This is a genomic window from Sphingobacterium sp. Lzh-3 (genome assembly GCF_046764375.1).
Classification (GTDB): Bacteria; Bacteroidota; Bacteroidia; order Sphingobacteriales; family Sphingobacteriaceae; genus Sphingobacterium.
The window spans coordinates 2,779,463-2,794,069 of the sequence record NZ_CP177226.1; the positions used below are offsets into that span (position 1 = coordinate 2,779,463).

The following is a 14,607-nucleotide window of genomic DNA, read 5'->3' on the forward strand; positions in this document are numbered from 1 at the left end:
TGTTATGAATAGAAGATCATTTATCCACCGTTCAGCTGTACTTTTTACCCTTGCTTCGGCAGGTCAGGGCGTATCCTGTTTTGGAAATACCAATAATTTTGCGAATGGCTACAGCATCAGGCAGTTCGAAGATGAAGGCCTGGCACAGTTTTCCTATGCGATTTTGGCCGATAAGAAAATTGTACTTGTGGACCCTGCCCGCGATCCGAGGCCTTATTATGCTTATGCAAAGGAGCAGGGAGCGAAAATCATTGCGGTTGTCGAAACACATCCCCACGCTGATTTTGTGAGTTCCCATCTGGAGATTCATCAGGATCTGAAAGTTCCCGTTTATGTCAGCAAGCTTGTGCGTGCGACCTATCCCCACCATACTTTTGACGATGGCGATACCTTAAAGATTTCGGACCGAGTTGTGTTGCATGCCATCAATACAGCCGGACATTCACCAGATAGCATATCTGTTTTGCTAAAAGAAAATGGTCGCGATGTGGCGATCTTTTCGGGGGATGCGGTATTGATTGGTGGAGTTGGAAGGCCCGATCTGCGCGAGTATTCGGGAGAACAGGCTACGCAGCGCGAAAAACTGGCGCGGCAGCTCTACCACACCGTCCATGATATCTATGCAACGTTAGGCGATCAGGTGCTTTTGTATCCAGCTCATGGCGCTGGATCACTCTGCGGAAATGCAATAAAGGGTGCTAAGCAAAGTACCATTGGCGCTGAAAGAACCCATAATTTGGCCTTTCAGCAAAAATCGGAAGAAGCGTTTGTCCAGCAGATTCTGGCAGACCGTCCGCCTGTTCCGATCTACTTCCCCTATAATGTAGCATTGAATCGTCGGGGAGCAAAGCCATTATTGGCTTCTTTGTCGGGTATTTCAGTGGTTTCGGCAGCGGCGGTGCCCCAGGCGCTGAGCACTGTCCTCGATACCCGCCCCGCTTCAGAATTTAAGGCGTCACATTTTCCGGAGGCCATTAATATTCCCGAACGTAGCAAGTCAGAATCTTGGGTAGGGACTTTTATTGAACCGAAAGACGGCTTTTATCTTGTTGTCGATACCAAAGAACAGGGGCAGGTACAGCTTGAAAAGCTGGCTAAAATTGGCTATGAACAGTTTGTTAAAGGTGTCGTGTTGTATGGGGATTTCGCGGGACAGCCTTCGACAGCTTTTGATCAGGCTGCATTTGACAGGGCGCAAGAGCAATATTTTATAGTGGATGTACGTACGGCCGAGGAAGCTAAGACTGGACCAGTTTTCAAAGGAGCACATAACATTCCGCTGGCTGAATTGAAGGCACATATTGCCGAACTACCCGTGGATAAACCTATCGTTGTGCACTGCGCTTCGGGTTATCGCTCGGCCATTGCAAGCAGCCTCATCAGTGAATGGGCGCCAAAAGCGCAGGTCTGGGATATCGGTGAACATATTAAAAGCTACAAGCAATCGGTGAATTAACAAGAGGATTACACTTAAATGCATATATGATATGAAAGATTTAAAATTATTGGCTAGCATGTTATTAGCAGTGGCGGTGTTGCTCAATGTGACCAACTGCCAATCCAGGCAGGATACGAAGGAAGCCGTAAAAAATAGTCAGGTTTCGTTTAAAAAGCAAGAAGGGGTTCGCTTTAAGCAGGAACTTGAAAGCCTAAATAAAACGAACAAAGTGCAGGTACAAATTCCCGACAATCCGCGGATCGTCTATGCGACCGAACAGGATGTGCTGGAGCTTGAAAACGGTATTGTCCTTTTTGGATGGCCCAGCTGTCCCTGGTTTCGGAATGCCATAACGCCGCTGCTGGAATTTGCCCAGGAGGAAAAAGCGGCTATTTATTACCTCAATATTCACGATATCCGGGATCTTAAGGAGAAAGATAAGGACGGTAAAGTGATCACGACCAAGGCCGGTAGCCCGGGTTATGAAGCTATTTTGGCAAAATTTCACGACATCCTAAATCCTTATACAGCTGTGGGAATTGATTCCATTAAACGGATTTCTTCGCCGACGGTATTATTTATTGAAAAAGGTAAAGGTGTGCATAAGGTTGTTTCTACGGTCGTATCGCAGACCGATCCGAAAATCAAGCTTGATAGTATACAGCGACAGGAGTTAAAGCAACGGTATCGCGCATATTTTTTGGATGAACATATTATATAAATGATATTTCTTATAAAGTTGTTTGATAGGATTGTATATGAGTTCTAAAGATGGGGGCGGCCCGGAGAATAAATACTTTCAATGCAGGTAAAAGTTTGTATCCAAGGGCATAAGTTGTAGTAAGGGAATCAGTAGCTGAAAAAGCCATAAGGATACATTGTGTAAACATTATCGTAAATTAAATGGATAACATATGAAAAAAATAATCAATCTTGGACTTTTAGCGTTTGTTTTAACGACATTTACAATCTCCTGCGGATCTGCAGGTAAAAAAAAGGATAATAGCAAATCGTTGTCCGATTCTACTTCGTCAAAGCGTTCAAAAAAGGAACAACCCAATACAGGCTGCGACTAGGAGTGATTAAAAACTAGCTTATGCGAAAATTTGATGCAATTATTATTGGTTCGGGACCAAATGGACTGGCGGCAGCCATTACCTTTCAGCTGCAGGGGCTGAGCACGCTGCTAATTGAAGGTGCCGATACAATCGGTGGGGGAATGCGAACCAAGGAACTTACAATTCCGGGCTTCAAACATGACGTCTGTTCGGCAATTCATCCCATGGCTATGGCATCGCCATTTTTCAGGAGTTTGCCTTTGGAAGCATTTGGGCTATCTTTTGTTAAGCCTGAGTATGCGGCGGCACACCCATTGGAAGAGGGGGAAACTGGAATTCTTTACCATAGTCTTGCGGCAACGGTAAAGGGATTGGGGGCGGATGGCGAAAGCTATCGTAAGCTGGTAGAAAAGGTTGTGACACGTTGGGATAGCCTTGCGGCCGATATTATGGGACCATTATCCTTTCCGAAGCACCCTTTGTCTTTAGTCTCATTTGGGATGGATGCACTTCAGCCGGCAAGCTGGACGGCGAAGCGCTTCACTTCCGCGCAGGCACAGGCTTTATGGGCAGGCATGGCGGCACATGGAATTCAGCCACTAAGCAATTGGACAACTTCGGCAATTGCCATAGTGTTAGCTGCTGTAGGTAATAAATATGGCTGGCAAATTCCAATAGGCGGTTCGCAGTCTATTGCTGATGCCTTATTAAGTTATTATCAATCGCTGGGCGGGGAGATCCAAAAGGGCTTTTGGGTAGAGGACATTCGCGATCTACCATCCCATAAAGTCCTAATCTGTGATATCACGCCTCCGCAGTTGTTGCAGCTCAAAGGTATAGGTCTTTCTAGCGGCTACCGCAGGCGCCTCGAAGGCTTTAGGCAGGGAATGGGGGTGTTTAAAGTTGATTGGGCATTGTCTGAAAAGACGCCTTTTAAAGATCCGCGTTGCCAACAGGCCGCTACCGTACATTTGGGAAATACCTATGCCGAAATTGCGGAAAGCGAGCGGTTGAGCCATCTTGGAAAGAAAGTGGATAAGCCTTTTGTGCTGTTTGCACAACAGAGTGCCTTTGATTCCAGTCGTGCTCCCGAAGGAAAGCATACGGGATGGGCATATTGCCATGTCCCCAATGGAAGTAAGATTGATTATACTGAAGCGATCGAAAATCAAATTGAGCGCTTTGCGCCAGGTTTTAAAGAAACCATTCTGGCCAAGCATACCTTTTCTCCTACGGAGCTCGAAGCATACAATCCAAATTATATCGGCGGTGATATCAATGGCGGTATTATGGATATTTCGCAGCTGTACAGTAGGCCCATTTTGGCCCTAAATCCGTATCGAACCTCTGTTGACACGATTTATCTCTGTTCATCATCGACACCTCCAGGGGGCGGGGTGCATGGCATGTGTGGGTATCATGCTGCACGGACAGCGCTCAAAGAACATTTCGGCTTGTCGGTATAAACATCTTTTAAATATTTTTTATAAAAAATAAAATTGTAGGGTCGTATTTAATTTCGGCAGCATTTTTGCTAAGTAGAGCTACGAAAACACCCCAAATAATATGTTACATTAGGCCAAGATCATTTCTTGGCCTTTTGTCTTTCTAATTTGGACATATTTACCAAATGTTCTCCCATTTTCTGGTGTGTTTTTTTCAGTTATAGAAAAGCCCTGTCGGTCGGCGATATTTCATCCATTTTTCGATTTTAAAAAATAGGAGATAAGCTTAATTAAGTTCACTGAGATACAATTTTGAACAAACGTTTGCGTTTATGCGCCTATTGTATTTACTGATAATTCTACTTAACATCGTTATACGATTTGATGAAAAGAGGGGATTTTTACAGCATGTGAATTACTTTTAATACATGCTTTGCCATTGCCCTCCCTAAATATGATAGGTTATGAACCAAAATGATCAAGCAGATCTTGACTTAGTTGAAAGACTCAAATCTGGGGATACTTCAGCATTTAGGACCATATATTTAAAATATGTGGATAAGCTATTTTTGTTCGGTATGAATATTATCAAAGAGGAGGAAGATTGTACCGATACCATACAGGATGTCTTTGTATGGCTTTGGGAGAACCACGAAGAACTGACCATCTCACATTTAAAAAGCTACCTGTATGCTGCAGTTAAGTATAAGCTGACCCGAAAAATCCTGACAAGTCGCAGAAGAGAAGAAATACTCAATCACCGACCAGCGATAATCGATGTGGTCGAAGACGAAAGTCTTGCCCTCAAGGAATTGCAGGCTGTGATCCATGACTTTATTCGCACCTTGCCACCAAAGGCACGAGAAGTATTCGTGTTAAGTCGCGAAGATTACCTACCCCATCATGATATCGCTGAACAGCTCGGCATTTCCGAAAATACGGTACGGAATCACCTTGCTGTATCGCTCAGAAAACTAAGGGTTTACCTTTCTAAAAATTTTTATTGGACATTTTTTTTATTTTTTTTTCATTAAGACTAGTACATCCGCCGTCTTCATGTCCCTTAGTTATAAAATAAGGGGAAATTGGATTCATGAAAGATCTAACGAAGGAATTGCTGGAAATTTTGAAACGTATTGATGCGGGGGTAGCATCGGAGGATGACCTGCGTCAATATCATCAATGGTGTGAGATGCAGCAGAACCATAATCGAAGTGATTCTCTGGCTGCATTGGATCCTATTCAGAAGGATCGCCTTTTGGAGGTGATTGCAGGAAAAACTTTTAAGAAGAAAAGATCAATTACCAGTATCCGTGCTGTGGCTACGCTCGCAGCTTCCTTACTCTGCGTTATTGCAGCCGGTTTGTGGTTATATCAACGAAATAGCACGCTAAGTGATCATAACCTAGCAATAACCCATATGAAAATGCCGTCTGTTCAAAAAGGAACGATCCTGGTCATGGATAATGGGGATCAAATTGATCTCGAAAAACAGGGACAAGGATTGATCGCCGGGGGCACAGATTCGGAGATTTCTAAAAGTAACGACAGTTCCCTTGTCTATAGTAATAGGTTAAATGCGGCTTCTAATATCCCGGTTTTCAATACGTTGATGACCGCAAGAGGACATCAGTATCAACTCACCTTGGCCGATGGCTCCAAAGTCTGGTTGAATGCTTCATCCTCACTGCGTTTTCCTGTTAATTTCGCGGGGCAAAAGCAGCGTAAGGTGATTCTCGAAGGCGAGGCCTATTTTGAAGTTGCCAAAAACCCGGAAGTTCCCTTCGTTGTTGTGACTGATAAACAGGAAATCAAGGTATTGGGCACCCATTTTAATGTCAAAAGCGATCAAAATGCCAGCAGTAGCATGACGACATTATTAGAAGGGTCGGTCATGGTTAATAATAGTGTGAAATTAGTGCCTGGGGAGCAGCTTGTTGCTTCCAGTAGTGGGCTCAGCAAGCGGCGAGTTAATGTGGAGGATGTGATTGCCTGGAAAAACGGTTTTTTCAATTTTGAAGGTAAACAAATTCCAGAAATTATGGATGAACTTGCCCGCTGGTATGATTTTGAAGTCCGTTATGTCGGCACGGTACCGAAGGATAAAGTTGATGCGACCATATCGCGCAAAAAACGTGTGGACGAGGTTCTTGATCTTCTCGAAATGACCGGTTTAGCGAAATTTTCCAAAAGTGGAAACACAATTGTAGTGACACAAACAAAATAATAAATAACACATTCCTAAAAAATGCAAATTATGATACAGCATCGGGCCTTTGGCAATACTTCCTAAAAATCTACAAAAATAGGGGAAAAGAGCGTGAAAGTGTTGCAACCACCTCCACGCTTAGAATTATTGGAAATAGGTTCTGATAATCAATGATTATAGGAACCATAAACATGCTTAAATTTATGAATTTTAATCAACAAGCACAAAACCTGTGCCGCTGGACTATGCCTTCTAGTGTCAAAAAAGTAGTTCCAGCCTTTTTGCTGCTCTTTAGCAGTCAGTTACATGTGACGGCTAATGCGCAACGCATATCACTAAATTTGAATAAAGTTACCTTTCGGGAAGCGGTGGAGTCGATCAAGAAACAGAGTGGCTACGAGCTGGTGCTTGTACAGACACATCTTGGGGATACACATCCTGTGTCGCTAAACCTACAGAATAAAGGCCTGCGTGAAAGTCTGGAAGCCCTGACCAGGGATCAGCCCGTAGGTTATGAGATCAAAGGCAATACCATTGTGCTGCACCGTAAGAAACAACCTGCGGTAAACGCTGAACAGAATCAACAGCAAGAAACGATCAAGGGCAAAGTGCTGGATGCGAGTGGATCCCCGTTGAGTGGCGTGACGATCAAAGTGAAAGGTTCGGCGAAAGTAACACAAACAGACAACGCGGGTAATTTTAGCATCGAAGCAAAGGATGGAGCTATCTTGGTTATTAGCTCTGTCGGCTTCTCTACATCGGAAGTTGTCGCAACAAGTCAATCTCCTTTGACCGTCAATCTGAAAAAGGAGGATAATGCTTTGAATGAGGTTGTTGTTGTGGGGTATGGTACGCAAAAACGGAAGAGTTTGACGGGGGCGGTGGCATCGGTCAAAATGAGCGATGTGAACAATGCAACGAATACCAACTTTGCGCAGGGGCTTGCCGGAAGGGCTGCCGGTGTCAATGTCGTGCAAACATCGGGGCAACCTGGAGCGGGTGTGTCGGTGCAGATCCGGAGTAACGCATCGTTTGCTTCGATGGGGCCATTATATATCGTGGATGGTGTTATCATCAATGACGATGCGGGCGAACCCACGACAAATACAAGATATGGTTCGGGGGGTGTGAACCGTTCACCATTAAATTTTATCAATCCTAATGATATTGAGAACATTGACATTTTGAAAGATGCGAGTGCGACCGCAATCTATGGTGCCCGGGCTGCCGGTGGTGTGGTGCTGATCACGACAAAAAAAGGGAAGCAGGGGCTGCCGACAATTCAATATGACTTTAGTCATGCTGTTCAAAAGTCGTTAAAATACTACGATATCCTTGGGACCAAGGACTATATGACGGAACGTAACCGCATTCTTCGCGAAAAATGGATGCTGGATAATAAGATAGGTCCCTATGGAAATGTCGATCCAAATTCGGTCGGTGCTTTTGTGCCTAAATACACGCAGGATCAGATCGATAAACAGACTGTGTATCCAAGTGCGATTGACGCGATCATGCGTACGGGAAACACACAGCAGCACAACCTGTCCATGTCTGGCTCCAGCAATAAGACTAATTATTATGTGTCTGGAAACTATATGAACCAGGAAGGTGTGCTCCGCAATTCCGATTATTCGCGGTATTCGGGTAAATTCAATCTGGATCAGGGAATCGGTGAAAATATTAAGGTAGGAGTGAATGTGATCGCTACGGGCTCCAAAGCCAACAACGGTAGTATGGGGGATGGCGTATACGAAAATTCCGGTATGATTGGGGCGGCTTTTTACTATCCACCTACGATGCCGTTTCAAGACGAACAGGGGAATTATCCAATCAATCCCGATTACCAAAATACGCCCAATCCGATGTCGTTTCTAACGATTACGGACCTGACAAAGTCTAACCGCTGGTTAACTTCGGCTTTTGCGGAATGGAAGATTTTTGAAGGACTGACTGCAAAAGCTAGTTTTAGCTACGATCAGAGTACTGCCAAACGGAGCTTGTATTATCCGCGGACCTTTTTATATGGAGCGCGGGCTGAAGGTATGGCTGGCGTATTCGAAACAAATGCCTCTTCACAATTACGGGAATATACGTTGAATTACGCAAAGGATATTGGTAAGGGGCACCTGACGGCATTGCTCGGACATTCGTACCAGATTTCGGAACGCGATGGACTCAATACAGGAAATGATCATTTTCCAACCGATAACTTCCTTTATTACAATCTCGGACTTGGTACTGCCCAAAGACCTTATTTAGGTAGTTTTAAAGATGCAAATAGAATTTGGAAATCCTATTTCGCCCGTGTTGTCTATGAGTATGATGGCAAATATATTTTGTCGGGTACAGTGCGTAAAGACGGCGCATCCCATTTTGCGGCCAACAAAAAATGGGGAACATTTCCAGGGATATCTGCCGCATGGGTAGTGTCCGAAGAGGAATTTATCAAGGCAATTCCAGTCATAAGCTTCCTGAAATTACGTGCAGGTTATGGGGCTGTTGGTAATTCGGCAATCGGAGGTAGTGCATTTGAATACTATGACAACAATTCGCCTTATGTGATCGGTGGTGTCAACCTACCCGGTGTTAAGTTATCGCAGATCAGTAACCCCAACCTGACTTGGGAAACACAGACAGAATTTAACCTTGGTTTGGACTTCGGTTTTGTAAAGGGGCGTATTAGCGGTAGTTTTGATTATTTCAACCGTCAGTTTACGGATCTCCTGAGCACCATTAATCTGAACTCAGACTATGTGGTGCGTGAGGCAAGCATAAACGCAGGAAAGACACGTAGCCAGGGCTGGGAGGTAAATCTACAGACCAAAAACTTTGTACAGCAGGATGGCTTCAACTGGAATACGACAATAAATTTTTCCCACTATAAAAACTATTGGGTAAGTCGGGCGCCTGAAGCACTCAAGTCCCTGCCGCGTTATGAAGCCGAAAAAGGAAACTTTAACGCAGGCTATGGTTATTTGTCGGATGGGATCTACAATCCGGCAACGATGTCTGCACCGAGCTGGATGCCTGGAATTTTGCCCGGTGAAATTATCATAAAAGATGTCAATGGTTATGATGACAACGGAAACCTAACTGGAAAACCTGACGGCAAATTGTCTACCGCTGATATGGTGCAGTTACACACGAATAATGATCCGACAGGTAATGGTCGTCCCGTGCCGAACTATAGTTTCGGGATGAACAATCAGTTTAGCTATAAAAACTTTGATCTTTCGGTATATGTTTATGGCTTAATTCAGAAAAAAATCAATCGTGATTATTCCAACAATTCCGATGTGTATGCGAAACTAGGTGCCTATGGCTGGAATGTTCTTTCGGTAGCGAAAGATCGTTGGGCATATGACCATACCGATGGTACCATGCCGACAGGTTTGAACGGCAATTACAGCAGCTATGCCAGCAGTTCTGATTTTTGGGTAGAAAATGGAAACTTTCTCCGTGTGCGAGATATCACATTAGGCTATCGACTTCCGCTATCACTTATTCAAAAGCAAAAAACTGTTAAAAACATGCGGGTGTACCTAAATGTCCAAAATCCGTTTATCATTACAAACTACAGGGGAGTAGATCCAGAATTACAAAATCTATATGCATATCCAATGACAAGATCCTTTACCGTGGGCGCAAGTGTTGGATTTTAAAAAGACAAATATCATGATTACAAGAAGAAAATATATAAAACTGGTAGCTGCACTTATGGTGGCCGGGGCACTAACATCCTGCGAAAAAGCATTGGAAGAAGTCACTTACGATAAATTCAGTGAGACATCATTTTACAAAACAAAAGAAGATGCCAAATTAGCTGTTACGGCGGTATATTCTACGTTGAATCCTGATGATGGGTATAGTATCTGGGGCTGCGGTCTCGGGGGTATTGTACCGCAGTCGAGCGCGACGACAGATGAGCTCATCTGTTCATGGGGCTGGCCAGGCTGGCCTATGTTCAACAATCTGAATCTTTCTGAAACTTTTCCGGGCGATGCACTCTTCGTTTTCTATAACAATCTTATGCCGGCAGTGACCAATGCAACGATTGTAATGGATAGGCTTTCGGGCATGACCATCGATGACAAAGTGAAGCAGACTTACATTGGTGAGGTAAAAGCGCTGCGGGCACATTATTCTTGGATTCTGTATAGCTACTATGGACCAGTGCCTTTAAGATTGGATGCTGTAGCAGCTGCGGATCCCAATTCGCCACCAATTGCCCGGCCTACAAAAGCCGAAATGGTTGCCCAAATCGAAAAGGACTATAAAGAAGCCCTAGAAGTACTGCCTTTGGCGAGTGCATTGCCATCCTCAGAATATGGACGTTTTACGAAAGATGCCTGTATGATGGGACTGATAAAGCTGTATATGCAGGAAAAACGCTGGGATGATGTGATCAAGTATGGGCGGGAACTGCAAAAATTAGGACATTCGCTCAAAGCTAATTATGCCGATATCTTTACAATCGAGAATAATGGTGACAACAAGGAAGTTATTTTTGCGATACCGACCCGTATAGATGCCAAGAGCGCCAACTTATGGTTAGCACATGCCCTTCCTGGAAATTATGCCGACCCGACCGGCGTGGCATTGACCCAATGGGGCGGATATAAAATGCCGTGGAAGACCTACGATAAGTTTGAAAGCAATGACAAGCGTAAGCAGCGCCTACTGACCAAATGGACAACAACGGATGGTACAACCTATGATGCACGTGCTAACGGCGTAATTGGTGCGATACCAATGAAATATGGTGTTGATCCGAGTGCGACAGGTGAGAAGCATGGGGTTAATATCGTGGTATGGCGGTATTCGGATGTGTTGCTGTCAATGGCCGAAGCGATCAATGAATTGTCAGGTCCAACCCAAGAAGCCTATGATCTGGTGAAGACAGTACGTGAACGTGCTGGTTTGGCGGCATGGAGTCAAAATCTGACGAAAGATCAGTTCCGCAAAAAAATGATGGATGAGCGTCTTTATGAATTCTGGTGCGAAGGTGGGATCCGACGGGAGGACCTGATCCGCTGGGGGACATATATTGAGCGTGCGAAAGCGGATGGTTCTCAGTTTGCGAAACCCGAATTTGTGCTTTGGCCGATTCCGCGTAAGGCGATTAATGAAACGAATGGGGTAATTAAACAAAATCCGGGTTATAATTAATCCGGGTTGTAATAATCTAGGTGTAATTAATCCCGGTTATAGTGAATAAAAACAGACCATCAAGGTCTTTCTTCAAGGCGCCAATGTTCAGCTGCTGAGCTTGGCGCTTTTTTTTTAAAACAACTTACTATGCATAAACTATTTTTCATTTTTAGTTTTTTTTTAATTGTTATTTCCGACTCGCTGCTAACGTCAAATGCACAGGCACAAATTGTGGACTACAAGAAAGAAGGGATCGTCAGAATATTGCCAAAAGAAATCGACAGTGTATTGGACAATCCGGGGATAGGCTTTATGACTTTTCAGCGATTTAATGGAGATAGCTTAAACCGCGACCTGACCTGGACGGAGGGCAAGCCAATAGCATATCAAGGTGAGGTTCGGAACCTGAAAAATAAGGATTATCCAAATACCACAATCGCATACTTCCGTTTGTATTGGCGCTTTTTAGAGCCCAAGCAGGGAAAATTCAACTGGGCATTGATCGATGAAGCTTTAAAAACCGCACATCAACGAGGGCAGACCTTACTTTTACGGATCGCACCCTATGGGGAGGGCGAGGATAAAGGCAATGATGTACCTGACTGGTATCGTACAATGGTCGGTAAGAAAAATGAGTGGTTTGTGGATTCTGCGGGCTGGCGGGTTGACCCCGAAGATGCCCGCTACGCAAAATACTTTGGAAATATGATTACGAAACTCGCGCAACGCTATGATGGGCATCCTGATCTGGAAGCGGTCGATCTATCTATTGTGGGTTTTTGGGGCGAGGGCCGGGGTACGATAGAGCTATCTAAGGCTACGCGTGAAAGCCTGGTCGATGCGTACACCGATAATTTTAAGGAAACCCCCTTAATCACCTTATTGACCGATCGTAAAACCCAACAATATACTCTTTCAAAAAGACCTGTGGGCTGGCGTATCGATTGTTTGGGTGATTTGGGCGGTTTTGACGACAACTGGTCCCATATGTACGACTATTATCCACAGGGAATTGTTGGTTTCGGTATGCAGGATGCCTGGAGAAAGGCCCCAATAAGTCTGGAGGTCTGCTGGGTTATGCAGAAGTGGAAAGATGAGGGCTGGGATATCGATTATATCATCGATCAGTCGCTGAAATGGCATATTTCAAGTTTCAATGCGAAGTCTTCGGCCATCCCAAGCGAATGGTGGCCCCATGTGAATAGATGGCTCAATAAGATGGGCTACCGCTTTGTGCTTAAAAGGATGACTTATCCAAAGGAGGTGGTCCGCGGACAAAAAATGGATTTTAGCTCATGGTGGGAAAACAAAGGAGTAGCGCCGCTGTATAAAAAGCAATTTTCATTGGCTATACGGCTTAAGAATGAGCAAGGGGAGATTAGTCGGCTTACTGATGCAGACTTGACAACATGGTTGCCTGGAGACATTCTGTATGACAAGGATATTTTTATTCCTTATGAATTAAAAACTGGAAGATATAACGTGGAGGTGGGGATAGTCGACCATAATACAGGTGAGGCAAAAGTTCGTCTTGCTATCGCTGGGCGAACTGCCGACGGATGGTATGCGATGGGCAACGTTGATGTTTTGTAAAGAGAATAATGTGTAATTATCTGTTTATGTGATTTTGTTTAAATATATTATTAGTAGATCTTTATGGTTTATTTTTTTTTGATTTTTGCCATTTTGTCAGTTGCGTGCTTAGGCACTCCATAGATCTTACAGGAGTGATGTAATTCGAAAAAAATAGCGTTTGTAACTAGAGCTATCCTACACTTTCTCACAGGATAATGCGATCTGTTTGTGCGTTATCTTGACCAATAAGATAAGAGGGTTCGCCTACTTCGTTGCATTTGTCTGCTGAGCGCCTCGATTTAGCTTCTGCGAGGATGGATTAGGATATTGTTTTTGACGTGGCAATGTCGATGGTACGCTATTATTTTTTAAGGATGTCGGTATGGCTCGATTTGGAAATTATGAGCCGTACAACAAATAGATTAGTGCGGTTTTATTTCTGTAAAATTTTCTAATTGTTTATATACAGAGTTTTGTGTGTTTTATATCAATTAAAAGTGCAGATTGCATTTTGCCTCATAAAGGTAGTTAAGGTCGCTTTTGAAAATCGATATGTGGGATGAAAGGATCAAATGATTGTGGAAAAAAATCCATAAATTAGGGGAACTAAACAAGCTGTTTTATGAATGTAAAATTTATCCTAAGAGCTTTCTTACTATTTACGCTTTGCCTGATCCATGTAATCGGTCATACCCAGGAAAGCAACAACAATAAGAAATTGTGGGCAAAATCAATTTTGAATCAAAAGGCACCGAAACTGGAGGTGGAGCAATGGCTGACTGATATGCCTGAAACAAAGGATAAGTTTATCCTCATTGATTTTTGGGCTACCTGGTGTGGACCTTGCCGGAAAGTAATTCCCGAACTCAACGAGTGGCATAAGAAGTATGGTGATAAACTCGTGATCATTGGCCTTTCGGATGAGAAAGCAGAAGTCATTAAAAAGGCAAAGGAAATTAAGATAGACTATTTCTCAGCGATCGATACGAAAGGGAAGTTGAAGAAACAGCTCGAAGTACAGGGAATTCCACATTGTATTTTAGTGGATCCGGATGGCATTGTACGTTGGGAAGGTTTTCCTACGTTAGAGGGGCATGAGCTTACCGATGATGTTGTTGTTGATATCATCAAAAAGTATTCGAGGAAGCGTGGGAGATTCAAAGATAACAGTCCATATTTTCTGCGACAGGAAGAAGTGATGTTGGCTGGATTGTAAAAAGTCTTCCATATGCCAGACTGATAAATCGTCCGATTTTTTGCGCTACTTGGGTATGGAATGGATAAAAAAAAGTGTAACGGTTGCCCGTTACACTTCGCAAGAAGATAAATAAATTATCTTCTTGTGTGTTTACTTAATTATGCGATACGTACGTTAACTGCATTAACGCCTTTTTTACCATTTTCTACATCAAATGTTACACTGTCATTTTCGCGTACTTCGTTGATTAAACCAGATACGTGTACGAAAATGTCGTCTCCACCACCAGCAGGCGTGATAAAACCAAAACCTTTTGTTTGGTTGAAGAATTTAATAGTTCCTTCTTGCATTGTTTTATAAATTATATTAAAGTAATCTGTACTGCACTATTGTGATAAATGAATATGAACAATAGTTAATCGATTTTTGCAAGAAATAGGAATTGATTTTAATGATCTTGGATTGACTCAAGTCCAAAAAGGTCTTTACCTCCGTTTTGCTAACAAAAAAGCTTCTGAAAATGCGAAAAC

At 43.5% G+C, this 14,607-nt stretch carries 11 protein-coding genes; 10 read left to right on the plus strand and 1 reads right to left on the minus strand.

What is annotated here, in order from left to right; translation table 11 throughout:
• Window positions 1–4 precede the first annotated feature (4 nt).
• From ACLCDV_RS11425 to ACLCDV_RS11470, 10 genes are all read left to right on the plus strand, one after another.
• Window positions 5–1,456, plus strand: coding sequence for an MBL fold metallo-hydrolase (locus tag ACLCDV_RS11425; RefSeq protein ID WP_411973762.1), 1,452 nt, complete (start codon window positions 5–7; stop codon window positions 1,454–1,456).
• 31 nt (window positions 1,457–1,487) lie between these two features.
• Entirely contained in the window at window positions 1,488–2,159 is a 672-nt protein-coding gene (locus ACLCDV_RS11430; RefSeq protein WP_411973763.1) for a hypothetical protein, read from the plus strand.
• Window positions 2,160–2,352: 193 nt separating this feature from the next.
• Window positions 2,353–2,514, plus strand: coding sequence for a hypothetical protein (locus ACLCDV_RS11435; RefSeq protein WP_317667068.1), 162 nt, complete (start codon window positions 2,353–2,355; stop codon window positions 2,512–2,514).
• 20 nt (window positions 2,515–2,534) lie between these two features.
• Window positions 2,535–3,962 (plus strand): phytoene desaturase family protein, encoded by a 1,428-nt coding sequence (locus ACLCDV_RS11440; RefSeq protein ID WP_411973764.1) that lies wholly within the window; start codon window positions 2,535–2,537, stop codon window positions 3,960–3,962.
• Between the two features lie 443 nt (window positions 3,963–4,405).
• The gene (locus ACLCDV_RS11445) at window positions 4,406–4,975 is read left to right on the plus strand and encodes a sigma-70 family RNA polymerase sigma factor (protein ID WP_411973765.1); all 570 of its coding nucleotides are present in this window, start codon (window positions 4,406–4,408) and stop codon (window positions 4,973–4,975) included.
• Between the two features lie 59 nt (window positions 4,976–5,034).
• Window positions 5,035–6,168, plus strand: a complete 1,134-nt coding sequence (locus ACLCDV_RS11450; protein ID WP_411973766.1) for a FecR family protein — start codon at window positions 5,035–5,037, stop codon at window positions 6,166–6,168.
• 185 nt (window positions 6,169–6,353) lie between these two features.
• The gene (locus ACLCDV_RS11455) at window positions 6,354–9,815 is read left to right on the plus strand and encodes a SusC/RagA family TonB-linked outer membrane protein (RefSeq protein ID WP_411973767.1); all 3,462 of its coding nucleotides are present in this window, start codon (window positions 6,354–6,356) and stop codon (window positions 9,813–9,815) included.
• A gap of 13 nt (window positions 9,816–9,828) precedes the next feature.
• Entirely contained in the window at window positions 9,829–11,322 is a 1,494-nt protein-coding gene (locus ACLCDV_RS11460; protein ID WP_411973768.1) for a RagB/SusD family nutrient uptake outer membrane protein, read from the plus strand.
• Window positions 11,323–11,451: 129 nt separating this feature from the next.
• Window positions 11,452–12,897 carry a DUF4832 domain-containing protein gene (locus tag ACLCDV_RS11465; protein WP_411973769.1) on the plus strand — a complete coding sequence of 482 codons (1,446 nt, stop codon included), beginning with the start codon at window positions 11,452–11,454 and terminating at the stop codon, window positions 12,895–12,897.
• A gap of 604 nt (window positions 12,898–13,501) precedes the next feature.
• A complete protein-coding gene (locus ACLCDV_RS11470) occupies window positions 13,502–14,095 on the plus strand; it encodes a TlpA disulfide reductase family protein (protein ID WP_317667058.1) in 594 nt (197 codons plus the stop codon).
• A gap of 140 nt (window positions 14,096–14,235) precedes the next feature.
• Here ACLCDV_RS11470 and ACLCDV_RS11475 read toward each other — a convergent pair whose 3' ends face one another.
• Window positions 14,236–14,427, minus strand: coding sequence for a cold-shock protein (locus tag ACLCDV_RS11475; protein WP_070566486.1), 192 nt, complete (start codon window positions 14,425–14,427; stop codon window positions 14,236–14,238).
• Window positions 14,428–14,607: the final 180 nt, after the last annotated feature.